Annotated in this window: 26 protein-coding genes; 15 read left to right on the plus strand and 11 right to left on the minus strand. The window is 36.0% G+C overall.

The window, feature by feature from the left end:
* Positions 1 to 5 precede the first annotated feature (5 nt).
* Positions 6 to 752 (minus strand): phosphodiester glycosidase family protein, encoded by a 747-nt coding sequence (locus tag MKX14_RS05685; protein ID WP_240281980.1) that lies wholly within the window; start codon positions 750 to 752, stop codon positions 6 to 8.
* Between the two features lie 193 nt (positions 753 to 945).
* Here MKX14_RS05685 and MKX14_RS05690 point away from each other — a divergent pair, with 193 nt between their 5' ends.
* The gene (locus MKX14_RS05690; protein ID WP_240281981.1) at positions 946 to 1,536 is read left to right on the plus strand and encodes a lecithin retinol acyltransferase family protein; all 591 of its coding nucleotides are present in this window, start codon (positions 946 to 948) and stop codon (positions 1,534 to 1,536) included.
* A 46-nt stretch (positions 1,537 to 1,582) separates the two neighbouring features.
* Here the strand turns inward: MKX14_RS05690 and yceI are convergent, their stop codons facing one another.
* A complete protein-coding gene (gene yceI / locus MKX14_RS05695; protein WP_061875498.1) occupies positions 1,583 to 2,173 on the minus strand; it encodes a YceI family protein in 591 nt (196 codons plus the stop codon).
* A 213-nt stretch (positions 2,174 to 2,386) separates the two neighbouring features.
* On the opposite strand from yceI, the gene MKX14_RS05700 reads away from it, so the two are divergent.
* Positions 2,387 to 2,794 (plus strand): OsmC family protein, encoded by a 408-nt coding sequence (locus MKX14_RS05700; RefSeq protein WP_108010349.1) that lies wholly within the window; start codon positions 2,387 to 2,389, stop codon positions 2,792 to 2,794.
* Between the two features lie 56 nt (positions 2,795 to 2,850).
* Here MKX14_RS05700 and tkt read toward each other — a convergent pair whose 3' ends face one another.
* Positions 2,851 to 4,839 (minus strand): transketolase, encoded by a 1,989-nt coding sequence (gene tkt, locus MKX14_RS05705; RefSeq protein WP_046811525.1) that lies wholly within the window; start codon positions 4,837 to 4,839, stop codon positions 2,851 to 2,853.
* Positions 4,840 to 5,375: 536 nt separating this feature from the next.
* Between tkt and metK the strand changes: the two genes are divergently transcribed.
* Positions 5,376 to 6,542 (plus strand): methionine adenosyltransferase, encoded by a 1,167-nt coding sequence (metK, locus tag MKX14_RS05710; protein ID WP_240281982.1) that lies wholly within the window; start codon positions 5,376 to 5,378, stop codon positions 6,540 to 6,542.
* A gap of 132 nt (positions 6,543 to 6,674) precedes the next feature.
* Here metK and MKX14_RS05715 read toward each other — a convergent pair whose 3' ends face one another.
* Positions 6,675 to 6,923, minus strand: a complete 249-nt coding sequence (locus tag MKX14_RS05715) for a hypothetical protein (RefSeq protein ID WP_002121448.1) — start codon at positions 6,921 to 6,923, stop codon at positions 6,675 to 6,677.
* 259 nt (positions 6,924 to 7,182) lie between these two features.
* Between MKX14_RS05715 and MKX14_RS05720 the strand changes: the two genes are divergently transcribed.
* Positions 7,183 to 7,374 (plus strand): hypothetical protein, encoded by a 192-nt coding sequence (locus MKX14_RS05720; protein WP_032034812.1) that lies wholly within the window; start codon positions 7,183 to 7,185, stop codon positions 7,372 to 7,374.
* 66 nt (positions 7,375 to 7,440) lie between these two features.
* On the opposite strand, the gene fxsA is transcribed toward MKX14_RS05720, so the two are convergent.
* Positions 7,441 to 8,007, minus strand: coding sequence for an FxsA family protein (fxsA, locus tag MKX14_RS05725; RefSeq protein ID WP_002121432.1), 567 nt, complete (start codon positions 8,005 to 8,007; stop codon positions 7,441 to 7,443).
* 412 nt (positions 8,008 to 8,419) lie between these two features.
* Here fxsA and blaOXA point away from each other — a divergent pair, with 412 nt between their 5' ends.
* The gene (gene blaOXA / locus MKX14_RS05730; RefSeq protein WP_240281983.1) at positions 8,420 to 9,241 is read left to right on the plus strand and encodes an OXA-213 family carbapenem-hydrolyzing class D beta-lactamase; all 822 of its coding nucleotides are present in this window, start codon (positions 8,420 to 8,422) and stop codon (positions 9,239 to 9,241) included.
* 75 nt (positions 9,242 to 9,316) lie between these two features.
* On the opposite strand, the gene yncA is transcribed toward blaOXA, so the two are convergent.
* Both yncA and MKX14_RS05740 read right to left on the minus strand, forming a co-directional pair.
* Positions 9,317 to 9,862: a GNAT family N-acetyltransferase gene (gene yncA, locus MKX14_RS05735; RefSeq protein ID WP_199976694.1), complete on the minus strand. Its 546-nt coding sequence runs from the start codon at positions 9,860 to 9,862 to the stop codon at positions 9,317 to 9,319.
* Positions 9,859 to 10,452 carry a helix-turn-helix domain-containing protein gene (locus MKX14_RS05740; RefSeq protein WP_017386796.1) on the minus strand — a complete coding sequence of 198 codons (594 nt, stop codon included), beginning with the start codon at positions 10,450 to 10,452 and terminating at the stop codon, positions 9,859 to 9,861. The genes yncA and MKX14_RS05740 overlap by 4 nt, the downstream gene beginning before the upstream one ends.
* 197 nt (positions 10,453 to 10,649) lie before the next feature.
* Here MKX14_RS05740 and ruvC point away from each other — a divergent pair, with 197 nt between their 5' ends.
* Positions 10,650 to 11,195, plus strand: coding sequence for a crossover junction endodeoxyribonuclease RuvC (gene ruvC / locus MKX14_RS05745; protein ID WP_002121356.1), 546 nt, complete (start codon positions 10,650 to 10,652; stop codon positions 11,193 to 11,195).
* 3 nt (positions 11,196 to 11,198) lie between these two features.
* Here ruvC and MKX14_RS05750 read toward each other — a convergent pair whose 3' ends face one another.
* Entirely contained in the window at positions 11,199 to 12,659 is a 1,461-nt protein-coding gene (locus MKX14_RS05750) for an NAD(P)H-hydrate dehydratase (RefSeq protein WP_240281984.1), read from the minus strand.
* Between the two features lie 26 nt (positions 12,660 to 12,685).
* On the opposite strand from MKX14_RS05750, the gene queG reads away from it, so the two are divergent.
* Both queG and bioB read left to right on the plus strand, forming a co-directional pair.
* Complete coding sequence (gene queG / locus MKX14_RS05755) at positions 12,686 to 13,786, plus strand: tRNA epoxyqueuosine(34) reductase QueG (protein ID WP_213067358.1); 1,101 nt, start codon at positions 12,686 to 12,688, stop codon at positions 13,784 to 13,786.
* Between the two features lie 87 nt (positions 13,787 to 13,873).
* A complete protein-coding gene (gene bioB / locus MKX14_RS05760) occupies positions 13,874 to 14,863 on the plus strand; it encodes a biotin synthase BioB (protein WP_005069622.1) in 990 nt (329 codons plus the stop codon).
* A gap of 48 nt (positions 14,864 to 14,911) precedes the next feature.
* Here the strand turns inward: bioB and MKX14_RS05765 are convergent, their stop codons facing one another.
* Both MKX14_RS05765 and MKX14_RS05770 read right to left on the minus strand, forming a co-directional pair.
* Positions 14,912 to 15,124: a hypothetical protein gene (locus MKX14_RS05765; protein ID WP_002121471.1), complete on the minus strand. Its 213-nt coding sequence runs from the start codon at positions 15,122 to 15,124 to the stop codon at positions 14,912 to 14,914.
* A gap of 63 nt (positions 15,125 to 15,187) precedes the next feature.
* Positions 15,188 to 15,538 carry a hypothetical protein gene (locus MKX14_RS05770; protein ID WP_017386793.1) on the minus strand — a complete coding sequence of 117 codons (351 nt, stop codon included), beginning with the start codon at positions 15,536 to 15,538 and terminating at the stop codon, positions 15,188 to 15,190.
* Between the two features lie 443 nt (positions 15,539 to 15,981).
* On the opposite strand from MKX14_RS05770, the gene MKX14_RS05775 reads away from it, so the two are divergent.
* The 5 genes from MKX14_RS05775 (at position 15,982) to MKX14_RS05795 (ending at position 21,685) form a co-directional block, all read left to right on the plus strand.
* The gene (locus tag MKX14_RS05775) at positions 15,982 to 16,518 is read left to right on the plus strand and encodes a fimbrial protein (RefSeq protein ID WP_430622871.1); all 537 of its coding nucleotides are present in this window, start codon (positions 15,982 to 15,984) and stop codon (positions 16,516 to 16,518) included.
* A 73-nt stretch (positions 16,519 to 16,591) separates the two neighbouring features.
* Complete coding sequence (gene mrkB / locus MKX14_RS05780) at positions 16,592 to 17,335, plus strand: fimbrial biogenesis chaperone (RefSeq protein WP_108010343.1); 744 nt, start codon at positions 16,592 to 16,594, stop codon at positions 17,333 to 17,335.
* Between the two features lie 139 nt (positions 17,336 to 17,474).
* Positions 17,475 to 19,931 carry a fimbria/pilus outer membrane usher protein gene (gene mrkC / locus MKX14_RS05785; RefSeq protein WP_240282026.1) on the plus strand — a complete coding sequence of 819 codons (2,457 nt, stop codon included), beginning with the start codon at positions 17,475 to 17,477 and terminating at the stop codon, positions 19,929 to 19,931.
* Complete coding sequence (gene papC / locus MKX14_RS05790) at positions 19,928 to 20,947, plus strand: fimbrial protein (RefSeq protein WP_133480444.1); 1,020 nt, start codon at positions 19,928 to 19,930, stop codon at positions 20,945 to 20,947. Before mrkC ends, papC begins: the two co-directional genes overlap by 4 nt.
* Before the next feature lie 558 nt (positions 20,948 to 21,505).
* Positions 21,506 to 21,685, plus strand: coding sequence for a hypothetical protein (locus MKX14_RS05795; RefSeq protein ID WP_031948130.1), 180 nt, complete (start codon positions 21,506 to 21,508; stop codon positions 21,683 to 21,685).
* A gap of 53 nt (positions 21,686 to 21,738) precedes the next feature.
* On the opposite strand, the gene hvrB is transcribed toward MKX14_RS05795, so the two are convergent.
* Positions 21,739 to 22,590, minus strand: coding sequence for a LysR family transcriptional regulator (gene hvrB / locus MKX14_RS05800; protein WP_240282027.1), 852 nt, complete (start codon positions 22,588 to 22,590; stop codon positions 21,739 to 21,741).
* A 94-nt stretch (positions 22,591 to 22,684) separates the two neighbouring features.
* Between hvrB and yyaM the strand changes: the two genes are divergently transcribed.
* A complete protein-coding gene (yyaM, locus tag MKX14_RS05805) occupies positions 22,685 to 23,614 on the plus strand; it encodes a DMT family transporter (RefSeq protein ID WP_240281985.1) in 930 nt (309 codons plus the stop codon).
* Between the two features lie 238 nt (positions 23,615 to 23,852).
* Complete coding sequence (locus MKX14_RS05810; RefSeq protein WP_014206549.1) at positions 23,853 to 24,317, plus strand: hypothetical protein; 465 nt, start codon at positions 23,853 to 23,855, stop codon at positions 24,315 to 24,317.
* Positions 24,318 to 24,504 lie beyond the last annotated feature (187 nt).

Below are 24,504 nucleotides of genomic sequence, written 5' to 3' on the forward strand. Positions count from 1 at the left end.
ATATTTCACTTTAATGCACAACTGGACTCGCCTACCCAACCGACCATTGGTCCCATTTGAAATTGCTGATCATTCCGTCTGTTCTTTTGCAGATATAAACTAGAAATAGAACCATCGAGATATAAGGCCTGCTCTACTTTAAGATTTCCTTGAAAAAACTTGGCAAAATTATAGAAATTCACCCTATTTTTCGATATTACAAAGTAAAGTTTATTATCCCGTATACCGACTCCATTACGAATTTTCTTTGATTGAGAGTCTGGTAAAAAAAGAGAATTTATCTTTCCATCAATAACTAACATTGGCCCAGATTGGGTTGCATAATCAACTTTCAAATTTTGTCGGCTATATTTTTGCGTAGTTAAAACAAAGGCCTGTTTTTTATTCCAAGCTAATACACCATTCGGCTGTAAAAAGAAATTTCCCAATCCTTTATGCTCATTTAAGGGTTGAATTATCTTAGCCTTTTCAACATATAGCCCTACGGGAGAAAATCCTATATGAAACATCCCTGCATTCATTGCAAAGTTAAGTTGCTCGCACTGCTTTAATTGCTCCTGAATATTGTTAAAGCTTTTGTAATATTGTTGATTATGAGGATTTCTTAAAAACAGGCGCAATGCTTTAAAATCGCTGATAGAGACCACATCGTATTGATCACCTTCTACTGTTTTAACTTGCTGATGTTCTATAGCATATGCAGACTGAAATAAAAACCAATACAAAGCTAAGCACCCGACGACCCATTTCATTTAACATCACCTGACATGACATTTTTCCTTCATATTAAATTCTTAAATTATATACAAGAAATATGAATAGATTGGATATGCATCAAACTCATTCATCCGACGTAATCAATACACTCCAAATTGCTGATATTGGTTATAATGTTTAGCAGCTTTTCAATAAAAGCCATTTACACTTTATTGGATCAGCGTAAGCATGCAACAACCGAATAAACACTACCCTTTAGGGGCTCACCTCATCGTAAAGCATCTCGGCTATAGCCATCATGGTATATATGCAGGGAGAGGTCGAGTTATCCATTATTCCGGCTTAGCTCATTTCATCAAAAAACGCCCGATTGAAATCACCTCAATAGATGCGTTCTCACATGGCAAAAAAATACACGTTCGTTCTTATGACAGACCTCGTTATAAAGGAAAGATTGTCGTTCGCCGAATGCGCTCACGTATGCATGAAAATCACTATCATTTGATTATTAATAATTGCGAACATCTATGTAGTTGGGCAATTACTGGTATTGAAAGTAGCACCCAAGTTGAACGTATGATGCACCGCTTAACAACCATTGGTTATGTAAGCTCAATCATGAGCTATATGAATGGTATGATGCTCACCGTTGCAACCACATGTTTTGCTCTGGTTCTTTATATTAAAAAGAAACTGCGCGATCAGGCCAAAAGAAAAGTCCCTACTTACCAGTTCCTAAGAGAAAAATCTCAGAAAAGAAATATTGCCCCTTCAGCACCCCTTGTATTTATAGATCCAGATAAAAAAGAGCCTGTCTAAATAAAAAAGCCCTCATTTTTGAGGACTTTCTTAGAAAACTTATAACTTATTTTTTAGCTGCATTAGCGGCAGTTGCTTCAGTCGTAATGTTTACAGTGATCTTATCACCAACGTTCGGCACATAGTTACCTAAACCAAAGTCAGAACGCTTGAATGAAGTTGTAGCATTAAAACCAATCGCTGGCACTTTAGCCATTGGATGCTCGCCTTGCTTGTTTAAAACAGCGTCAAGTACAACAGGTTTAGTTACACCTTTGACAGTTAAGTCACCAGTAATTTTAAAGTGCTTTTTGTCTTTGGTTTCAACTTTAGTACTTTTAAACGTAATATTTGGATATTTAGCAGCATTAAACCAAGCTTCTTCTTGGAACTCTTTATCTAAAGCAGGTACATTTGTATTTACGCTGCTTAAAGGAATCGTCACATTGACAGATGAGTTTGCTGGTTTAGCATTATCAACTTTAATTACACCTTGGATATCCGAGAAGTTAGCGCTTGGAGTAGAGAAACCAAAGTGATTCCATGAGAAAACAGTAGCTGTATGTGTTGGGTCAATTTTGTAGTCTACTGGTGCAGCTAAAGTAACTGAACTAGCCAATGCTACTGCCAAACCAAAGCTTAATGTTTTAAGATGCATGTTTCGTATCCTTTATTGATATAGTCGTTAGTGTATACATCAAGTAATTTAATTCACTATTCTTTATAAAACGATATGTTTCATCCGTGCAACAATAAAAGCGTTACAGTTGTTATTCAAAAACCATATTATAAAGTAAAGATATTCTTCTATTCGAAGCTTCAGATTTATTAATTTTTCTTGCGATTTTATTGATGAATAACAAGGTAAAACATGGTTAATACAGCCCAAGCACAAAGTACTTCTACCCCATATCGAGTAACTCTCACCGATCCTTCAGGTCATCAATGGTTTGCAGATGAACCGACTGATAAAGGTGGACAAGATACAGCTCCGAACCCAGTTCAGCTTTTATTAGCCGCTTTAGGAGCTTGCACTACAATTACATTAGAAATGTATGCGAATCTTAAAGGTATTAAGCTTGATCATGTTCAAGTGGATTTAGCATTAAACCCAAATGGCGAACCAGAGAAAGGCCAAAACAATATTGAACGGAAAATTATACTCAAAGGTGAATTTACTGAAGACCAGCATAAGCGATTATTAAAAGTTGCAGAGAATTGCCCTATTCACAAGTTATTAACCTCTCAGATTAATATCCAAACAGAACTCACTATTTAACTTCTCAAATAAAAAAAGCGCTCTAGATAGAGCGCTTTTTACACTACTTTTAATATTTAAGCAGTTAATTCTTTTACGGCTGCAACAACAGCTTCAGTCGTAATACCAAAGAATTGGAACAAATCTTTTGCTGGTGCAGACTCACCATAAGTTGTCATACCAATTACTTTGCCATCAAGACCAACGAACTTCCACCAATAGTCAACATGAGCTGCTTCGACAGCAACACGCGCACGGATATGGGCTGGTAATACTGCTTCACGGTATGCAGCATCTTGCTTCATAAACTCTTCTGCACATGGCATAGAAACTACACGCACACCTTCAAGTTGTGCATAAGCTTCCATTGCTAAAGAAATTTCAGAACCTGTTGCAATAATAATTGCTTTTAATTCGCCTTTTTCTTGAGCAAGTACATAACCACCTTTTGCAGCGTTTTGAATTTGTTCTTCAGAACGTGTTTGGAACGGCAAGTTTTGACGAGAGAAAATAAGTGCTGTAGGGCCATCTTTGCGTTCTAAAGCAGACTTCCAAGCAATTGCAGTTTCTACAGTATCCGCAGGACGCCATGTATTTAAGTTAGGTGTACCACGTAATGAAGCAATTTGTTCAATTGGTTGGTGAGTTGGACCATCTTCACCCAGACCGATTGAGTCATGTGTATAAACATGAATTACACGTTGTTTCATTAACGCAGACATACGTACTGCATTACGTGCATATTCCATAAACATTAAGAATGTTGCAACGTAAGGAACGAAACCGCCATGTAATGCAACGCCATTAGCGATTGCAGTCATACCGAACTCACGTACGCCATAATATACGTAGTTACCAGCTGGGTTTTCTTGAACACCTTGACAACCTTTCCAAAGTGTTAGGTTAGAACCTGCTAAGTCAGCAGAACCACCTAACAATTCAGGTAATAAAGGACCAAATGCTTGTAATGTATTTTGGCTTGCTTTACGTGTTGCGATTGTCTCGCCTTTCGCATTTGTTTCACGAATGAAAGCATCTGCTTGCGTTGCAAATTCTGCTGGTAAGTCACCACTGATACGACGAAGTAACTCAGCTGCTTCAGTTGGATATTTTGCTTGATATTGTGCAAATACCGCATTCCAAGCTGCTTCAGACTCACTACCTTTTGCTTTTGCATCCCATGCAGCATATACGTCAGCAGGAATAACAAATGCTTCTTCGTTCCAGCCTAATGCTTCACGAGTTAAAGTAATTTCATCTTTACCTAATGGAGCACCATGACAGTCTTCTTTACCCTGCTTATTTGGTGAACCTAAACCAATAATCGTTTTACACATAATGATTGTTGGTTTCTGAGTTTCAGCTTTTGCTTCAATTGTCGCTTGACGAATCGCATCGGCATCATGACCATCTACACGAAGAACTTGCCAACCATAGGCTTTGAAACGCTCTTCTGTATCGTCGCTGAACCAGCCTTCTACTTCACCATCAATTGAAATACCATTATCATCATAATAAGCAATCAATTTACCAAGTTGTAATGTGCCAGCTAAAGAACATACTTCGTGAGAAATACCTTCCATTAAGCAGCCATCACCTAAGAAACAGTAAGTGAAATGGTCAACAACTTTTAAATCATCTTTATTAAATTGAGCAGCCAATGTTTTTTCTGCTAAAGCAAAACCAACAGCATTAGCAATACCTTGACCTAAAGGACCAGTTGTCGTCTCTACACCCGGTGCATAGCCATATTCAGGATGACCAGGAGTTCTAGAATGCAATTGACGGAACTGTTTTAAATCTTCAATTGAAAGATCATAACCTGTTAAATGAAGCAAAGCGTATTGTAACATTGAGCCATGGCCATTTGATAAAACGAAACGGTCACGGTTTGCCCATTGTGGATTTGTTGGGTTGTGATTTAAAAACTCACGCCAGACGACGTCAGCAATATCTGCCATCCCCATTGGAGCACCTGGATGCCCTGAGTTTGCTTGTTGCACAGCATCCATTGCCAATACACGAATTGCATTTGCAATACGACGTTCGTTTAAAGGGGTCGTCATAGATCAGAATCCAATTTTAATAGATTGATGAAAAGAAGAAGATGAATAACCATTCAATGCCGCTATATTGTCTTAAAAAAAAGGCTTAGGGTAAACCCCAACACGGTATATTTCTTTATTTTTAACCGTTTCTTGGTTACACAAAAAACATTTGAATCTTTAAGTTATACAAAACAGTGTTCATTTTTCTGCACAACAACCAAATGTAAGAACATTTATCTGGTTAGCTTTTGATATATAAATAAAATAATTAACCAATCTTGTATGTGTTGATCATGTTTCTTTACTTTAAAATTCAAATTCTGATATTTAAGATTTTTATTAAGTTATATGTTTAAAAAACACACTAGCAACAAGTTGTTAAAATATAAATACTTTAAATTAAAGCTTTCTATATCAATTTTACTAATACACTTATCAATTAAAACACACTATAAATGAAATAAATTCATGCTTTTTAGTCAGTATGAACTGGTCCTCAAGCTCAAGTCGATGTAACATATTATGTCTTTTGAAATAACCAAGATAGGACTTTCATGCGCGAGTACGCTGTTTTTACCTCGGAATCTGTAAGCGAAGGTCATCCCGATAAAATGGCCGACCAAATTAGCGACGCTATTTTGGATGCAATCTTAAAAGAAGACCCATACGCACGTGTTGCTTGTGAAACACTGGTAAAAACAGGCGCTGTTGTACTTGCTGGTGAAGTAACAACGACTGCTAATATTGATGTTGAAGCTGTTGTTCGTAATACTGTTAACGGTATTGGTTATCACCACTCTGATCTTGGCTTTGATGGATCAACGTGTGCTGTAATCAATATGATTGGTAAACAATCACCGGAAATTGCTCAAGGTGTAGACCGTCAAAAACCAGAAGATCAAGGTGCTGGTGACCAAGGCCTAATGTTCGGTTATGCAAGCCGTGAAACAGACGTGCTTATGCCTGCGCCGATTTCTTATGCTCACCGCCTAATGGAGCGTCAAGCTGAACTTCGTCGTTCAGGTGCCCTTCCATGGTTACGCCCAGATGCAAAGAGCCAAGTTACTTTTGCCTATGAAAATGGCAAGCCTGTACGTCTAGATGCTGTTGTTTTATCTACTCAGCACGATCCTGAAATTTCTCAAAGCCAGCTTAAAGAAGCAGTTATTGAAGAAATTATCAAACCGATCATCCCTACTGAAATGTTCCATGCAGCTACTAAGTTCCACATTAACCCAACAGGTATGTTCGTTATTGGCGGCCCTGTAGGTGACTGTGGTTTAACGGGTCGTAAAATTATTGTTGATACATACGGCGGTATGGCTCGTCACGGCGGTGGTGCTTTCTCTGGTAAAGATCCATCTAAAGTTGACCGTTCTGCTGCTTATGCTGGTCGTTATGTTGCAAAAAATATTGTAGCTGCTGGTCTTGCTGACAAATGTGAAATTCAAGTGAGTTACGCAATTGGTGTAGCAGAACCTACTTCGATTTCAATTAATACCTTTGGTACAGCAAAAGTTTCTGATGAGTTGATTATTCAACTTGTACGTGATCATTTCGATTTAAGACCGTTTGGTATTACTCGTATGTTGGATCTTCTTCAACCAATGTACAAACAAACTGCGGCTTATGGTCATTTTGGTCGCGAAGGTTCTGACTCTGCATTTACTTGGGAAAAAACTGATAAAGTTGATGCCCTTAAAGATGCTGCTGGCCTCTAATAAAATAAAATCGTAAAAAAGCCCGCCATTGAGCGGGCTTTTTTTATTTATAGTTCAAATTTTATGGTATGTAGGGTTTAATCTTCTAGCAATCATCCTTGACGCCATATCATTTGTAGCTGTAATCAAAATCTATTGTCTTGTCGTTTTATCATCCTGATTTAATACATCCAGTAAAGTTGACTGCGTTGGAGTATCTTGATGGTTCTGGATATAAATATGGACAACTTTAAATACAACGACAACAGCTAGACAAGCCATCACACAAAACATCCATAAGCCATACGGGCTTCGAATATGTTGTGAACCACAATATGGACATGATTTATCAGTCGATGCCACAACTTTGTCGCAACACGCACAATGGTATTGATATAGCATAGGTAACCCTCCTTCCCTCATTTCAACCGTTGTTGTTTTAATAGGTTTGCTACATTTTTTAATTTATACATCCTTTATATTTATCCTATGTGAAATGAATAGATAATTCAATCTGGATGAACAATTGAGTCAATTAAAAAATATTAATTAAAAACATATATATAAGTTAAATATTGTTTTTATAGGACTATTTTTCTTATTTTGATATTTTGCCAAATTTGTTAAAATAAGCGAATAATCTCACATTTTAGGCAAATGCATGTCACATACAAAGCTCATTAATAAAGGTGGCTTTCGCGAACGAGCCAACCGAAGCCGAGGTTATCAACAATCTGAAAATAAGCAAACAGCCTTAGCTTCAAACAAATACCAACCTCAAACAAAACCACAAGAAAGCCCAACTGAAGTGGCTCAAACAGATTCTGTTGTGACTGAACATCTAACTAAATAATTTGTATCTTTTTAAAATAAAAAAGGCCTAAACTTTAGAGGTTTAGGCCTTTAGATAAGGTATTTATTAATCCTTATTTTTATGTTCAATTTTCTTGTGATCTGGAGTGACTTCTCGCGCTTCTCCGTCAATAATGCTTGAATCACGGTATTGACCTTGACTACCACCACCTTGTTGATTCTGCATATCTTGCATTTGGCGCATTAGATCAGCAAATGGATTTTGCCCACCCATATTACCGCCCATACCACCCATCATTTTATCCATCATAGCTTGTTGGCGTTTTGCAAGAGTTCTCATGGCTATATTACGGAAAGCAGTTTGAACACCGGGGATCAAAATTAAAACCGCTAACACATCAGAAACAAGGCCTGGCAACATTAATAAGAAACCTGCAAAAGCATAAGCAAGTTTTTTAGTTACTGTTGGGTCATTACCGAGTTGGCCAGTCATCTGCATTTGCTGTAATTGAGGCATAATACCAGCAGTACTTCTGCGAATAAGCCCCAAACCAATAAAGAAAGCAAGAATGAACCAAAAGAACACATACCATCCACTGATGAACTGTGCTACGCCAATCCATACGGCAATTTCAACAATCGCGCCCAGAACTACAATAAGAAGTAAATTCATGTAAAACTTTATCTATCTCAAAAAGAAAATTCATTGCAGTTTATTTGCCCCAACCCTATCGAAACAGCCAGAGTCTGCAATACTAGAGTACATTTGATTTTAACTCGATAAAAACAAACATGCTTTATTATTAATGAGTGCTGTATCAAGTTTATCAAGTGCGACTTCAATTAGATTTTAATTTTTTACTCTAGTTAAACGGAAAGTCCTTCAAAAAAGCAGCTTTTTAGTCTAGTTGAAAACTTAGATTCTTAGAAAAATTGGATATATTTCTTTTATATAGTCGTTTTATAAAATTTTAAAAAGTAGTACATAGATATAGAATTTCGTTAATAACTTACATTTTTTCTATCTAAAAGGACTTCTATTCAAGTTAAATTAAAGAATAACTCTTTTAAACCCACATAGACTCATGACTAAAAAAGCTCTTTTCTTTGCCATTGGTACGATGTTTTTATCGGCATGTTCTTTTAATACGGTAGAACAGCATCAAATACAATCAATTTCTACCAATAAAAACTCAGAGAAAATTAAATCGTTGTTTGATCAAGCACAAACTGAAGGTGTTTTAGTTATAAAACGTGGACAAACAGAGGAAGTCTATGGCAATGATCTTAAAAGAGCATCAACCGAATATGTTCCCGCCTCTACCTTTAAAATGTTAAATGCTTTGATCGGCCTTGAGCATCATAAAGCAACACCAACTGAAGTGTTTAAATGGGATGGGCAAAAGCGTTTATTTCCCGATTGGGAAAAAGACATGACATTAGGCGATGCTATGAAAGCTTCTGCTATTCCAGTTTATCAGGAACTAGCTCGACGAATTGGCCTTGATCTTATGTCTAAAGAGGTAAAGCGTATTGATTTCGGTAATGCTGATATTGGTTCAAAAATAGATAATTTTTGGCTTGTTGGCCCACTTAAAATTACACCTCAACAAGAAGTACAGTTTGCTTATAAATTAGCCCACAAAACGCTTCCCTTTAGCAAAAATGTGCAAGAACAAGTTCAATCTATGTTGTTCATAGAAGAAAAAAATGGACGAAAAATTTATGCTAAAAGTGGTTGGGGATGGGATGTTGAACCACAAGTTGGTTGGTTTACAGGCTGGGTGGTTCAACCACAAGGAGAAATTGTAGCGTTCGCACTTAATTTAGAAATGAAAAAAGGAATACCTAGTTCTATTCGAAAAGAAATTGCTTATAAAGGATTAGAACAATTAGGTATTTTATAATTTAGACCCTATAGCCCAATTTAATTTCATCATCATGAACTGGGCTATTTGCCTAAAATTTGAAAGCTTTATTATTTATCCATCAACTGGCTGCTGCGGTGTATTTAAATTTAACTGATAAAAAGCAGCATCCAGCCACTGTCCAAACTTAAAACCGACTTGCTTAAAAGTACCTGCATGGATAAAGCCCATTTTTTCATGTAAACCAATACTTGCTTGATTGGTTGCATCGATACAGCCTATCAATACATGCAAATCTGCCTCTTGAGCACGCTTAATCAATTCATGCATTAAAATTTTGCTTAATCCGCCACCACGATGTTCATGATGAATGTAAATACTATGTTCGACCGTATATTTAAAGGCAGGAAAAGCTCTAAAGGTTCCCCAGCTTGCAAAACCTAATAACTTATTTGTCTCATCTACAATACCAATGACAGGAAAACCATTTTCTCTTTTAACTGCAAACCAACTTTTCATTGACTCTTCAGAGCGCGGCAAATAGTCATACAAAGCGGTAGAATTGATAATTGCTTCATTCAAAATATCTAATATAGCCTTTGCATGTGTAGCTTCATGACAATCAATTAAACGTAAATTTGGATTAAGATTTTTAATCATGAAGATTCCTTAAGAACAGAGACGAGCTCATTACATACAACTAAAATATAGCGAGCGGTTTTAGAAGAAGGATTGCTGTATATGATCGGTTGACCTAATTGCATCGCCAAACAATCACCCTCTTGTAAAGCATAAAAGTTTTCACCCAATTGAATATCGATTTGCCCCTCAATTACCCAAATCTGCTGTAATACAACCTTAGAATTTACACTTGTTTCATACGTAACTCGAGACTGAGCAGGAAATTCAATTTCAACGATTTGAAATGGAGATTTCCAATTTGGAGGGGAAACTTGACGGCGAATGTACCCTGTTTCTGGATCTTTCCATTGTGATTGTTGATTACGTCGTACCATAGGTTGAGGCGATTGAGTATTCTGTGGGCTATCAAATAGCTGAGTCAAAGGCACCCCTAAACCATTTGCCAGCTTTTCAAGGACAACAGCTGTAGGACTCGCTTCTCCTCTTTCAATGAGTGAAATTGCAGAACGGCTTACCTGACATCGACTAGCAAGAACATCTAGGGTATATCCACGCGCTAGACGTATTTCACGCACTTGCTGCGCAATGCGGATATTAATATCTTCCATTTACCGATAAAATTTAATTCCAAAATTATAGATAAGTATTCCACTAAAATAGAATTACATCAAATTATTTTAAAGATATAAATTAGTCCGATAAAAACCGAAAAATAACCATTCATTGCAGCATTCTTTAAATTACGCATGCAGAACCTTTTTGGCTATGTAACAATACTCTCTAAACTATTTATATAAGTCTTCACATGGCACTGATTATTGGTATTGACCCGGGTTCACGCTTAACAGGTTATGGAATCATTGAAAAAGATGGTAGTAAACTGCGTTTTGTTGATGCCGGTACAATCCGAACAGAAACTCAAGAAATGCCAGAACGCTTAAAACGTATTTTTGCAGGCGTTGAGCGAATTGTGAAATTTCATGGCCCAACTGAAGCTGCGGTTGAGCAAGTCTTTATGGCTCAAAACCCAGACTCTGCTTTAAAACTAGGACAAGCGCGTGGTGCTGCCATAGCCGCATTAGTGAATTTAGATTTACAAGTTGCAGAATATACTGCCCGTCAAATTAAACAGTCTGTGGTTGGTTATGGCGCTGCCGATAAAGAACAAGTCCAAATGATGGTGATGCGATTACTTAATTTGACCATTAAACCTCAATCCGACGCAGCCGATGCCCTTGCTGCTGCTATCTGCCATGCTCATGCATCGGGAAGTATGAGCAAACTTTCTGTTTTAAATGCTTTAGGTGGTATGGCACGTGGGCGAAGTCGGTCTAGCAGTCGCAGACGTTAAAACTTATTGATTTACGACCTGAGTAATGGTTTGATTCATTTGGTAGGCCTGTAAGCCACGCATACCTTGTTTTGCAAGTTGATCACCTGCTTGAGCATGCAGAGTCACTATCTCATGTAATGTAATACCTTTGTGAAATTGGGCTTTTAAGCTCGCAATCATTCCTGCTAACACATCTCCCATTCCACCAGTTCCCATACCAGCATTACCTTGCGTGCAGATATACAAATTATCTTCTAAAATTAAGCTACCTGCTCCTTTAAGTACCCACTGGCCTGCATATTTTTGCTGTAAGGCATAAATTGCAGCAATTCGGTCATTTTCAATTTGCGCTGTAGAGCAACCAACTAAAGTAGCAGCTTCACCAGAATGAGGTGTGGCATAAATATGTGTATTTAACTTTTCAGGCTGTTTAGCCAGAAACCATAAAGCATCTGCATCTAAAACAACTTCTAGGCGTGTACTCTGATTTAACAGATTAAACCATTGCTGATAAATTTGCTTTGCCCAATCGTCACGGCCTAATCCCATTCCAAAGCATACTGCATCGACCTGAGATAGAATCTCTTTAATATTGTTTTCATCTAAAGCATTAATATCACGAAGCATAATATTAGGTGTCCGCGACAAAATGGCCTGATGATGGTTGCGATGACAAACCACCGTCACTTTGCCTGCACCTGCATGAAAGGCAGCTTCAGCAGCCATAATGACAGCGCCACCCATTTGCTCATGTCCACCAACAACTAAGACATGACCATAGCTCCCTTTATGACCAAAAGCCAAACGCTTAGGAAGCTTAATACTTGTCGGTGTCAAATAAGCTAATGGTTTCAGCTCTTGATCTACCGGAATTAAATTAACTAAATGAACTTGCCCCACATATTCTTTACCTTGTCCTGTAAACAATCCTGCTTTAAGACCTAAAACAGTGAAGGTATGATCAGCTCTCACTGCGCAAGGTAAGACTTGCCCTGTATTTGCTTGTAAGCCACTCGGTATATCAACTGAAATTTTTAGGCCCACTTGTTCATTAAACTTTTGAATTACTTGTTGCCAATCTATATTTAATTCTCGGTTTAAACCTATGCCAAATAAAGCATCAATATGACAATCAAATGTTCTTTTAATATCAAAATTTGGATGAATTTGGGCTTTCATTTCTCTAGCAAATTGCGCTGCACAATGTAAATCGGTTGACTCACCCAATTGAGCTGCAAAGATTTCAACATGAAATCCAGCTTGTTTCAGATAAGTTGTTATAAAGTAACCATCACCTGCGTTATTGCCTTGTCCGCACCAAATAGCAATATTCTTAATAGCCCGATCGTTAAAAAGCTCAATAAGTTGCTGGGCAATTGACCAAGCCGCTTGCTGCATTAAACCTAATGAGGAGTTTTGCGCAGCAAACCAGCGCCGCTCCCATGCTCGAATATCATCGCTATGGTAAACTACCGCCTGCATATTATTATCCTCTTGCATTTTGGTTTATGACATCTTCCGACACATCACGCATTGCAGTGCAACAAATTGATCCACATGAATTAAAAGCATGGATCAAAGCTCAAGCATTAGACTTGGGTTTTGCTGATTGTGTCATCGCAAAACCAGATGCTCAAGAGCAAATGCCACGTTTTTTAGAGTATCTTGAACGTGGTTATCATGCAGACATGACCTATTTAGAAGAAAATCTAGAAAAGCGAGCTGATCCAACACTATTAGTGCCTGGCACAAAAAGTATTATTTGTGTCCGCATGAATTATCTTGTGGAATCGCCAAAACCACGATATGTGCCTTTAGAGCCTAATTCTGCCATTATCGCCCGCTATGCACGTGGCCGTGATTACCATAAAGTCATGCGTGGTAGATTGAAAACGCTCGCAACAAGAATACGTGAAAAAGTTGGTGACTTTGAATCTCGCCCTTTTGCGGATTCGGCGCCTATTTTTGAAAAATCATTAGCTGAAAGTGCTGGAATGGGTTGGACAGGTAAACATACTTTGCTCATTCATAAAAAGTCAGGTTCTTTTTTCGTATTAGGTGAGTTATTTACATCACTCGAGCTACCTTTCGACGAGCCTGCAACAGCACATTGTGGTTCTTGTACTGCTTGTATTGATATTTGCCCGACGCAAGCAATTGTCGAGCCTTACATGCTAGATGCAAGACGTTGTATTGCTTATTTAACTATCGAATATAAAGGAATTATTGCTGAAGAATTACGTGCAGGTATTGGAAACCGAATATTTGGTTGTGATGACTGCCAGTTAATTTGTCCTTGGAATAGCTTTGCCAAAACAGCATCTATTACTGATTTCAATCCTAGACATGGCTTAGATAATATTAGTCTGCTTGATATCTGGCAGTGGGATGAAGCCACTTTTTTAGCCAATACGGAAGGTAGCCCTATCCGCCGGACAGGTTATCAATCATTTAAACGTAATATTGCAATCGGATTAGGAAATGCTCCTTATTCAAAAGAAATTGTAGATCAACTACAAAATGGCAAAAATTTACATGACGAGATCGTCAATGTGCATATTGATTGGGCAATTGAACAGCAACTTAATCAACTTCAGCTATCAAATTAAAAAAATGATGTTTTTTGCCCTATAGCTTTAATACGAATTCTGTATGATTATGTATAGTGAATTAATGCCATCATCATGGATATGACAATGACTCTACGTAATGATTGGAATCGTGAAGAAATCCAAGCTTTATATGAACAACCTTTTTTGGATTTAGTTTTCAAGGCTCAACAAGTACATCGTGAGCACTTCACTGCCAATTCAATTCAGGTCAGTACCCTTTTATCTATTAAAACGGGTAAATGTCCTGAAGATTGTAAATACTGCTCACAATCGGCACATTACGAATCAAAACTAGAAGCAGAAAAACGTATTGCTGTTGAAAAAGTGATTAGTGAAGCAAAAGCTGCAAAAGATTCAGGTTCTTCACGTTTTTGTATGGGTGCTGCTTGGCGTAACCCACATGAGCGCGATATGCCTTATGTTTTAGAAATGGTACGTGAAGTTAAAGCATTAGGTATGGAAACCTGTATGACTTTAGGCATGCTTAACCAATCTCAAGCAGAACGCCTAAAAGTTGCTGGTTTAGATTACTATAACCACAATTTAGATACATCTCGTGAGTATTATTCTCACATCATTAGTACTCGTACTTTTGATGACCGTTTAAATACCCTTGATTATGTTCGTCAAGCTGGTATGAAAGTTTGTAGTGGCGGTATTGTAGGTTTAGGCGAAAGTCGTGAAGACCGAATTGGTTTATTACATGAACTCGCTACCCTACCAATTCATCCTGAATCTGTGCCAATCAATATGCTTGTTCCTATTGAAGGAACACCTTTAGCTGATGTTGAAAAGCTTGATGTTATTGAGTGGATTCGTACTATTGCTGTGGCGCGTATTATCATGCCGCATAGTTATATCCGTCTCTCTGCGGGCCGCGAATCATTAAGTGATTCAGATCAAGCATTAGCATTTATGGCAGGCGCAAACTCATTATTCTCGGGTGATAAACTACTAACCACACCAAATGCTGGTGAAGGTAAAGACCAAGCTTTATTTAATAAACTAGGTTTAACGGCTGAAAAACCAAAGCCAACAGTTGCTGACTTATCAGTAGATGCAATGAGTGCTTAACTCAAATTAAAAAATTTAAAAGCCCTGATCATTCAGGGCTTTTTTCATTTATATAGAAGTTACTAATATTCCGTAAGTAGCATTCAGAAAGGTTCCCACTCGAATAATATCCTTTCCTGCTGCATGTGTTACTGTGAATTCTTGGCTCAACACATCAAAATTAAAAGAATCAAAAACATCTTGATGGTGTAAAAGCCAAGTCACTGTATCTGCTACATTCTCATCCGCAATATAAGTTAAGGCCTTGAAGTCTTTACTCATAAATAACTCTTAAAAATAAATTTTATGAATTTTATATGAGTTCACTCTACCTTAAAAGAAAATCTAAGCTGCTTTAGGATTTACTAACGAATGACCTGATAACAGACTTGCCAAGGCTTGAGGTGTAAATTCTAAAGAAAGCACATGATTTTTGAGATTGACTGAATGCTTACTAATTAATGGAAGTAAGCCATCTTCTGTTTCAAAGACATATTCATCTGCAATATTTAAGATACCTTCAAGGTTTGTCGTACTTGAAGCAAGATCATGGCTAAAGATGTCATAAATCGTTTGCAAGTTAAACGTTGTTTGCTGCTCCGTCGGATGCTTAATGAGATAATCCTTTAAAAATAAAACTAATTTATGAGCAAAGAAAAAGTAATTAGGTTTATAGCTATACTTCATAGTATTCATGGAACTGAACTCCAGATTATCTTTTATTGAATTACAACTAAAACAGTAGGAATTGAACCTTAAAAAATTCTTAAAAAATTAAATATATTTATAAGATATACACAAAACAATTTTATCATTCAAAAACAAGAACTTAATCAAAAATATTAGATATATATTATCTTAAATATTTTAAAATTTCATTAATTTAATAAAATACAATTACTTAGATATTACTAATTTTTAAATTTTATTTTAAATAAAAACCAACCAATTATTTTACCAACTAATAAAAAATAATTCTTTAATTTTTATTAATAAAAAAATTGATCAAAATATATATAAATATAATGTTTTTCTTGTTTTTTGATTGAAAAGTGATATATTTTCTTCGCCTTACTTAATCAGAATAAACTTACTGAAAAGTAATGGATTTTATTTTAAAAAGCTATTCTGGGGATTTTATGAAAAAATTTATTTTAGTGGCGGCAGTTTCTCTTTTAAATATAGCAAATGCACAAGCAGCAGATGGCACAATTACTATTAATGGTCTTGTCACGGATAATACTTGTACTATTGATACTGGAGATAAAAATTTAACAATCAATTTGCCTACTGTTTCATCTCAAACCTTAAAAAATGCTGGTGATGTGGCTGGTCGCACACCTTTTCAAATTAATTTAACGAACTGTGCCGCTGCAGGTAAAGTCGCAACTTATTTTGAACCAGGCGCAACCGTTGACTTTAATACGGGTCGTTTATTAAACCAAGCAACTTCTGGTGCAGCAACAAATGTAAATATTCAGTTACTTGGCAGTAATAACGCTGTAATTCCTGTACTTGCTACAAGCACAAATGAAACTCAAACGAATTCACAATGGGTAAATATTTCAGCAGGCGGTAGTGCTGATCTTAACTATTATGCTGAATATTATGCTACAGGTGCTTCTACTGCTGGTACGGTAACATCGCAAGTAAAATACACGATCATTTATCAATAAACTTAAAATTGAAGCTTCTATTCATGAATAGAAGCTATCTCCTTCCTATTATTTGTTATTGAGAATATGACTGATGCTTTTTCGTGGTCGTAAATTTTTTTGGGGATTAGTTTGTCTGCAAGTAGCGCTCACTACTACAGGTCATGCTGAAATTGTTTTACATGGTACTCGTGTCATTTATCCTTCAAATGCCCGTGAGATCACATTACAACTGAGTAATAACGGCACGGCCCCGTCTCTTGTTCAAGCATGGATCGATGATGGAAATGCAAAGTCAACACCAGATGAAACAAATGTACCTTTCATTATTACTCCACCAATTTCAAGAGTAGAAGCAACCAAAGGGCAAACATTAAGAATTACAGCTTTACCTACTACATCTCAACTAAGCCAACAACAAGAATCTATTTTTTGGCTTAATGTTTTAGATATACCTCCTAAACCTGAACGGACAACTCAACAAGGTCAAACCACAACAACCTCTAACAATTTTTTGCAACTCGCTGTTCGTTCGCGAATTAAATTTTTTTACCGCCCTATAGATCTAAAAGAAAATATTGATCAACTAAGTGACAAAGTCGAGTGGAAAATAAATGATCAATATCTAATGATAAAAAATCCGACACCTTTTTTTCTTACTATTACCTCCATTTTTCAAGGAAGTGAAGGCCATAAAACAGACTTATTGCAACAAGGCTTAATGATTGCCCCTTATTCAGAGGATAAAATTAAACTAAAAAATAAAAACTTAGCCGATATGAGCTTTGTGTATATCAATGATTACGGTGGACGAGTTGAGCACCCAATAAAATTCTAACCTCATTGTATTACTTAAAAAAATTTAAAACCTATCATGAATAGGCTCTAGAACTATGTCTAAATGGTTTATACCTTATATATGTTTAAAAAGCCCCTTTACTTGGTATGTCGTCTCAAGTATTACGCTATTCATGCCTGTGGCTATATATGCTGAAAATAATACTGACGTTCCACATTTTACAAAGGCTGAATTTGATAGCAATTTCTTAGTAGGTAATGCACAAAAAATTGATATAGCTCGCTTCAAATACGGAAACCCAATCTTGCCTGGTGAATATAGCTTAGATGTTTATATTAATGGTCAATGGCTGGGTAAACGGCGTATGCGATTTACTGCCTCAGCTCCTAACACAAATGCTGAAACATGTTTTACAGAAGCCACGTTGCTTGAATATGGCGTAAAAGCTGATGTTCTAAGTCAACATGACTCTAATTCATCTCTTTCATGTAAAGCTCTCGCTTCATGGATAGATAGTGCTTTTTATGTATTTGATAGTTCCCGTTTAAGAATTGATATTTCGATCCCGCAAGTTGTCTTAGAAAAAAATCCGCAAGGTTATATCGATCCACATTTGTGGGATCGCGGTATTAATGCAGCTTTTTTAAGCTATAACGCCACAGCATATCGAATAGTCAATGAACAACATGAAAATAGTTATGCTTTTATGGGAACCAATCTTGGAGCAAATTTAGCAAGTTGGCAGTTTCGCCATAATGGACAATGGAAATGGCAAAGCCAATCTAATTCTCAATCTAATAATTCTTCTTATACCTCGACAAATACATATGTACAAAAGGCATTTCCAGATATCCATGGTGTTGTGACTTTAGGAGATTATTTTACTAATAGCGATTTTATTGACTCTTTGCCCTATCGTGGAATGAATATTTCAAGTGATGACCGAATGCTTCCAAATAGTATGCTCGGTTATGCTCCAAGAGCTCGAGGTTATGCCAAAACCAATGCAAAAGTCGAAGTTAGACAACAAGGTAATTTAATTTACCAAACCACAGTCCCACCAGGGAACTTTGAAATTAATGATCTCTATCCCACAGGATTTGGAGGTGAGTTACAAGTTTCGGTACTTGAATCTAATGGAGTAGTTCAAAAATATTCTATTCCATATGCTTCTGTCATTGAAATGCTACGTCCTCAAATGAGCCGATATTCATTCACGTTAGGACAATTTCGAGACCCAAACATTAAGTTAACTCCATGGTTAATACAGGGTAAATATCAACGCGGAATCAACAATTACCTTACAACTTATAGCGCAATTCAAGGAACACAGCAGTATTTCTCTGTATTGTTAGGTACAGCTTTTTCAACGCCTATTGGCGCTATTTCTTTTGATACAACTCAGTCAAATGCCAGTTTTTCCCATTCAACTAAAATGACAGGGCAAAGTTATCGTCTAAGTTACAATAAGTTATTTGCTTCAACGCATACTAACCTAACACTAGCAACTTATCGTTATTCAACACAAAACTATCTCAAACTACGTGATGCAATTTTAATTCGGGACTTACAAGAGCAAAACATTGATAGTTTTTCGGTAGGTAAGCAAAAAAGTGAATTCCAGATTAATTTAAATCAAACTCTTCCAAATCAATGGGGAAATTTCTATTTAGTAGGTTCTTGGACAAACTATTGGAACCAGTCTACTACTAATAAGCAATTCCAATTAGGTTATAGCAATCAATTTAAAGATTTAACTTATAGTTTCTCTGCAATTAATAGTGAAACTATTGAAGCTGGTGGGCGAGCTGACCAAGATACTCAATACCTCATTTCTCTATCCTTCCCCTTAGATTTTAAGAAAAGCTCTTTAAATTTTAATAGTCTTATAAGTGAAGATAGCCAAATTCTGAGTTTTAGCGGTTTTACAGGAAACCGGTTGAATTACGGCGCATCAATTTCCAGTCAAAACCATGGTCAAACGAATCTCAATATCAATGGCAACTATAAGACAAACTACACAACATTAGGTGCTTCATTCAGTTACGCTGACTCATATCAACAAGAAATGCTTAACTTGAGTGGCAATATCGTTGCCCACGCCCAAGGAATTCTGTTTGGTCCAGATCAACCTCAAACAATGGTTTTAGTTTATGCACCAGATGCAACAGGAGCACAAGTCGGTAATACACCAGGCCTCAGCATAAACAAAAAGGGATATGCAGTTATCCCCTATGTTACGCCTTACCATATGAATGACATTAGTCTTGATCCACAAAACATGTCTACACAGGTTGAGCTAGCTGAAAGTAGCTTACGTATTGCTCCCTATGCAGGCTCAATCACTAAAGTTCAATTCTCAACAAAAAAAGGTTATGCACTTTTTATCAGCCCAACCACTTTAGATGGCTCACATTTGCCTTTTGCCGCACAGGTATATAACCAGAATAACGAAGTAATAGGTATTGTTGCGCAAGGCAGCCGTATTTATTTACGAACCCCCTTAACCCATGACCGTTTATATGTGAAATGGGGAGAAAGGAATACTGAAAAATGCGAACTTGAATACGATATAACGGATCAAATAAAGCACAACAATCAATCAATTATTATGACAAAGGCAGTCTGTAAATGAATAAGATTTTAAAAAAAATTGGATTTTTGGCAGTGAGTCTATTTGCTTATAGCCATACAAATGCAAATTGTAATTTAAGTAAGGGATTTACTACCGTCGATATTCCGATGAACATTGGTAAAATCGTCGTAAAACCGACTGACCCGATAGGGACTATATTACAAAGGAATACTTTTACAATTTCTCCCAATAACTCCACTGCAACATGTAGTCGTGCTAGTGATCAAATTATTGCAGCTCTCCCCTTAAATTATCCGGTTAGCCCAATAGGTAATAATGTTTATGCAACCAATATTCCCGGTATTGGTATTCGTCTTTATCGTGAAGCAGCAGATGCTTCAGATTTTTCTGGATATTATCCCTATAGACGTAATTTAACGCCAAATACTGCATATACCCTTTCACCGGGATATTTTGTTATGGAAGTCATTAAAACATCTATGACTACAGGTTCAGGAGCATTAGTAGCAGGACGTTACAGCACCTATTATGTATCAGGTCAACAAAACCGACCATTTTTAACTACTACAGTATTAAGTAATGCTCCTATTCTGATCGCGTCTTCATCGTGTGAAATTCAAAATGGTGTAGATATACCCATTCAACTCCCGACTGTTACAAAGTCAGGTTTTAAAGCAATTGGTTCAACACAAGGCGAGCAGAGTTTTAATCTATCGATTTTATGTAACGGCGGCGAAAACAACTCTGGTATAGCGACAAGTAACACCATTAGTTTAAGTTTTGACTATAATTCTGACCCCACAAATAATCAGGTTATTAATAATAGTGCAGCAAACTCAACCAAAGCTAATGGTGTGGGTGTAGAACTATTATGGAATATGAATGGTGCCAATAACCCAATTCAAAAAACAATCAAACAAAATATAGGCACAGTCAGCTCTAATCAGACTATAGAGTACGATATCCCCTTAACTGCTCGTTACTATCAAACAGCGGCTAATGTAAGCGCAGGTGAGGTTAAAGCTACAGCGACGGTGACTATTCAATATGATTAATTTATCTCTTACAATTTATTAAAAATAATTAAGCTTAGCTCAGCTAAATAATCTTGAAATTTAACATTTCAAAAATTTTGTAGTTATATTAAAAAGTCACATAAAAAAATGCTCATAAGCAAAAAAAGCAAATGAGCATTAGTGATAACCACTTAACCTGAAATACAAATTGTGGGAAATAGATCACAATTTGCATAACTATAATTCCAAAATTTAGCTTAAAAATCAAGTCTTTTTTTTAACAAAAATTTAAATAATCAAAGTAAATTATTGTTTTATATAAATTAAAAAATTAAATTTATTTTCACAATCCTATTTTATAGTGTTTCTAAAGAATTATCATTCTATTAATTAATAAAAACTTAATTTTAAGAAAAAAATGAAAGAAATTGATTCATATAACCTAAAAATAATTTATTTTATTTTCATAAGCTTAATAAAAAACGAATTTTATAAAATTATAAAGAATTACATAATCTATAATAAAAAAAACATAAATAAATTTAGAAATCCCCTTCAATTACAAACAATATTCTTAGGCTTTTATCAGAACGTAACATGCTCATTTTTTGGAAAATATTATGTATTGTTTTACTAAGTCTAGGAGCTACAAGTATAGGTTACGCGATCAGTAAAATTGATCTTTTTCTTTTCCTCATAGGCCTACTTTTATTAATATCTTTTATTTTAGCTTTAAAACAGGCACGTGAAGATGCAGGTTTTTTTTCTGATAACTAAATGAAACCACTTTGGTATAACTATCTATATTCACCTTGTTTATTAAAGAAAATTTATATTTTGAAAGGTTCGAAGCAGCTTACTAGAAAATCCATTACTGCACGTATTGCAGGGCTATGCCGTAAATCTTCGTGTGTGACTAACCATATTTCAGCACTCTTCGGGTAATCATCTTGTAATCTGACCAAATTGCTAATAGCTCCTAAAAAATCAGGTAAGACCGCTAAACCAATTTCTCCACATGCAGCTCTCCACTGTAACTCGGGGTTATTGGTAACCATTATAGGTTCTTTATGATTTAACCTTTCTTTTAACTTTTGCTGTTTTTGACCATGTACTCCCCCCACTTCTACACTAATCCAATCATAATTTTCAGGATCTGTTGAAGCTAAATAATTTGGACCTGCATATATTCCAAAAGGTATTTCCCCTACTTTGCGAGCAACTAAATTTTCATCTTTGGGACGTCCAAATCGTACTGCAATATCAGCCTCACTATGCTGTAAAGAAACATAATGAACATCACCGAGCACCCGCAATTTTAACTGCGGATAATGGCGATAAAATTTACTCAAATGAGGCATGATGAGATGTGCAGCAGTTAAAGGAGGCATACTAATAGAAACACTTCCCATTACCTCTTGCTGACCTGCTTGTGTTAAACGTTCAATAGAAAAAGTTTCTTCCATCATACGAGCAACTACTTGTGCAAGACGTTCTCCGTCAGGAGTTAGAATGTATGTCCGTGGCCTACGATCAACTAATTTAAGTTTTAAATTTTGTTCTAGCTGGGCAATTCTTCTAGACACAGTTGCATGATCTACTCCCAATTTTCTGGCAGCAGCAGAAAGTGACTTTTCGTCGGTAAAAACTGAAAAGTAATGCAAATTTTCCCAATCAATCATTGTGCAAATTTTCACATTAGAAGTGTATTAATATGGAATTGTACACCTTTATAGATTTGTCGAGAATAAAACCTTTCTTAATGGGAGCCTGTCCATGAACAGAACGGTGGCTTATGCCTATGCTGGTGTTGTCTTAACGATGTTTTTTTGGGGATCAGCATTTAATGCAATGTCTTATATTATTCAACATATGCCCCCGTTATCTGCTGCGTCTGAACGTTTTTTTATTGCAAGTCTAGGCTTACTCTTAATCTTTTCAGTAACAGGCCAGCTTAGATGGACAGCATTAAGACAGAATCTAGTTATCTATTTGATTATTGGTATTATCGGAATTGCGGGATTTAACATTGGCTGTTTTTATGGACTTCAAACCACCTCAGCTGTTAACGGTGCTTTGATTATGGCAACTACACCATTATTGACTCTATTAATGACAATCCTTTTAGATGGAGAAAAACTTACCACTAATAAATTCTTAGGCGTTTTATTTGGCTTAAGTGGTGTGTTACTGGTGATTAGTCAGGGACATATGACAACTTTACTGCATCTTAAAATAGACATTGGGGATCTATTTATATTATTGGGCGCATTTGGATTTTGCTTAGCAAATGTACTGTCTCGCCGTTATGTAAAAAATGCTACTCCGCTAGAAACAACAACTTTTTCTATGCTGTTCGGGGCAATAACACTTGGTTTGTTGAGTGTGATATTTGAAGATCCTCTTACAGCAATTGCGTCTGCCCCTATAAATGCGCACTTAGCCATGGGATATGTTGTTATCTGCTCTACCATGATTGCTTATTTATTCTGGTTTAATGGTATACAAAAGTTAGGTGCTGGTCGTGCTTCTGTCTTTTTTAACTTTGTACCAGTGTTCAGTATGATAATTGCTCTACTTACGGGACAAGCCCTCAATGTCTGGCAGTTGGTAGGAACAGTTTTAGTGATGCTTGGTGTAATGAGTAGCGGAGGATTTTTTAAAATTAAAAGGACTCCACTTATGGCAAAACATTGTACAAAATAAGAAATGTGCTGCTACATTAAAAATCTATCCTTAATATGTAGCAGCATTTTCAAATATAAAAATTATTCCTCAACAATTTCTCTAAATTCTTATATTTTCAAAATATTTTTTTACAATTGTGATGGTTTATACAAAAGCTCATCTTAATTATTCCGTTGTAACAAATACTGTATGTTTCTTTAAAACTTAATAAAAGATTGCCATATATAGTTTTAAAACTACCAAAGGAGATATTAAAATGAAGCTGGATTTTACAACAATTGAAAAGCAAGCTAAATTGCTACAAGAAGAGCAAGAAAAGATCGAGCAACGAGATCATGAATTTCAAGTTGCCTTAGATAAACACAGAGAATCCCTAAAGAATTTATTTAAAGATCTTTTCTCCGACCGAGAAATTAAGACTGAAAATGGAGGTCACTTCTGTGTAACCTTCGGAGATTTCAAAATTTCCTTATTGATTGAAACTGCTAAATTTGAAAATGGTGTTCCTGTAAAATTAAACTCTGTAAATCCTGTTATTATTAAATGCAAGAAAGATAAGCCGATTGCAAAAGCACAGTTTACAGATGCAACCCAATATCTAGATAACCATTTAGACACTCCAAATTATCAGTATTATTTTAAGCAAGAAGATAAGACCCAACTGGTACAATTTTCTGAACTTCCCACTTATTTTCAACTAGTTTTAGACGCAAACGCATAAAATCGAGCCCTCTTCAGAGGGCTTTTTTTATATATTATTTTTTTCATCATTTAACTTTTTAAAAATAAAATCAGTCAAATACTTTTTCTATTTATCTATGAATTATTTAACTCAATTTTAACGTCCAATACTTCAAAAATATTTGATTCTTCTTAAAATTACTTGTATATACATGTTTATATTTGAT

Origin of the sequence: Acinetobacter pittii, from assembly GCF_022449185.1 — a bacterium.
Classification (GTDB): domain Bacteria; phylum Pseudomonadota; class Gammaproteobacteria; order Pseudomonadales; family Moraxellaceae; genus Acinetobacter; species Acinetobacter pittii_I.

What these genes read in the sequence shown, in the direction of transcription:
- MKX14_RS05685 (WP_240281980.1), bottom strand. Translation starts at nt 752, where the DNA reads ATGAAATGGGTCGTCGGGTGCTTAGCTTTGTATTGGTTTTTATTTCAG.
- MKX14_RS05690 (WP_240281981.1), top strand. Translation starts at nt 946, where the DNA reads ATGCAACAACCGAATAAACACTACCCTTTAGGGGCTCACCTCATCGTA.
- yceI (WP_061875498.1), bottom strand. Translation starts at nt 2,173, where the DNA reads ATGCATCTTAAAACATTAAGCTTTGGTTTGGCAGTAGCATTGGCTAGT.
- MKX14_RS05700 (WP_108010349.1), top strand. Translation starts at nt 2,387, where the DNA reads ATGGTTAATACAGCCCAAGCACAAAGTACTTCTACCCCATATCGAGTA.
- tkt (WP_046811525.1), bottom strand. Translation starts at nt 4,839, where the DNA reads ATGACGACCCCTTTAAACGAACGTCGTATTGCAAATGCAATTCGTGTA.
- metK (WP_240281982.1), top strand. Translation starts at nt 5,376, where the DNA reads ATGCGCGAGTACGCTGTTTTTACCTCGGAATCTGTAAGCGAAGGTCAT.
- MKX14_RS05715 (WP_002121448.1), bottom strand. Translation starts at nt 6,923, where the DNA reads ATGCTATATCAATACCATTGTGCGTGTTGCGACAAAGTTGTGGCATCG.
- MKX14_RS05720 (WP_032034812.1), top strand. Translation starts at nt 7,183, where the DNA reads ATGTCACATACAAAGCTCATTAATAAAGGTGGCTTTCGCGAACGAGCC.
- fxsA (WP_002121432.1), bottom strand. Translation starts at nt 8,007, where the DNA reads ATGAATTTACTTCTTATTGTAGTTCTGGGCGCGATTGTTGAAATTGCC.
- blaOXA (WP_240281983.1), top strand. Translation starts at nt 8,420, where the DNA reads ATGACTAAAAAAGCTCTTTTCTTTGCCATTGGTACGATGTTTTTATCG.
- yncA (WP_199976694.1), bottom strand. Translation starts at nt 9,862, where the DNA reads ATGATTAAAAATCTTAATCCAAATTTACGTTTAATTGATTGTCATGAA.
- MKX14_RS05740 (WP_017386796.1), bottom strand. Translation starts at nt 10,452, where the DNA reads ATGGAAGATATTAATATCCGCATTGCGCAGCAAGTGCGTGAAATACGT.
- ruvC (WP_002121356.1), top strand. Translation starts at nt 10,650, where the DNA reads ATGGCACTGATTATTGGTATTGACCCGGGTTCACGCTTAACAGGTTAT.
- MKX14_RS05750 (WP_240281984.1), bottom strand. Translation starts at nt 12,659, where the DNA reads ATGCAGGCGGTAGTTTACCATAGCGATGATATTCGAGCATGGGAGCGG.
- queG (WP_213067358.1), top strand. Translation starts at nt 12,686, where the DNA reads ATGACATCTTCCGACACATCACGCATTGCAGTGCAACAAATTGATCCA.
- bioB (WP_005069622.1), top strand. Translation starts at nt 13,874, where the DNA reads ATGACTCTACGTAATGATTGGAATCGTGAAGAAATCCAAGCTTTATAT.
- MKX14_RS05765 (WP_002121471.1), bottom strand. Translation starts at nt 15,124, where the DNA reads ATGAGTAAAGACTTCAAGGCCTTAACTTATATTGCGGATGAGAATGTA.
- MKX14_RS05770 (WP_017386793.1), bottom strand. Translation starts at nt 15,538, where the DNA reads ATGAATACTATGAAGTATAGCTATAAACCTAATTACTTTTTCTTTGCT.
- MKX14_RS05775 (WP_430622871.1), top strand. Translation starts at nt 15,982, where the DNA reads ATGAAAAAATTTATTTTAGTGGCGGCAGTTTCTCTTTTAAATATAGCA.
- mrkB (WP_108010343.1), top strand. Translation starts at nt 16,592, where the DNA reads ATGCTTTTTCGTGGTCGTAAATTTTTTTGGGGATTAGTTTGTCTGCAA.
- papC (WP_133480444.1), top strand. Translation starts at nt 19,928, where the DNA reads ATGAATAAGATTTTAAAAAAAATTGGATTTTTGGCAGTGAGTCTATTT.
- MKX14_RS05795 (WP_031948130.1), top strand. Translation starts at nt 21,506, where the DNA reads ATGCTCATTTTTTGGAAAATATTATGTATTGTTTTACTAAGTCTAGGA.
- hvrB (WP_240282027.1), bottom strand. Translation starts at nt 22,590, where the DNA reads ATGATTGATTGGGAAAATTTGCATTACTTTTCAGTTTTTACCGACGAA.
- yyaM (WP_240281985.1), top strand. Translation starts at nt 22,685, where the DNA reads ATGAACAGAACGGTGGCTTATGCCTATGCTGGTGTTGTCTTAACGATG.
- MKX14_RS05810 (WP_014206549.1), top strand. Translation starts at nt 23,853, where the DNA reads ATGAAGCTGGATTTTACAACAATTGAAAAGCAAGCTAAATTGCTACAA.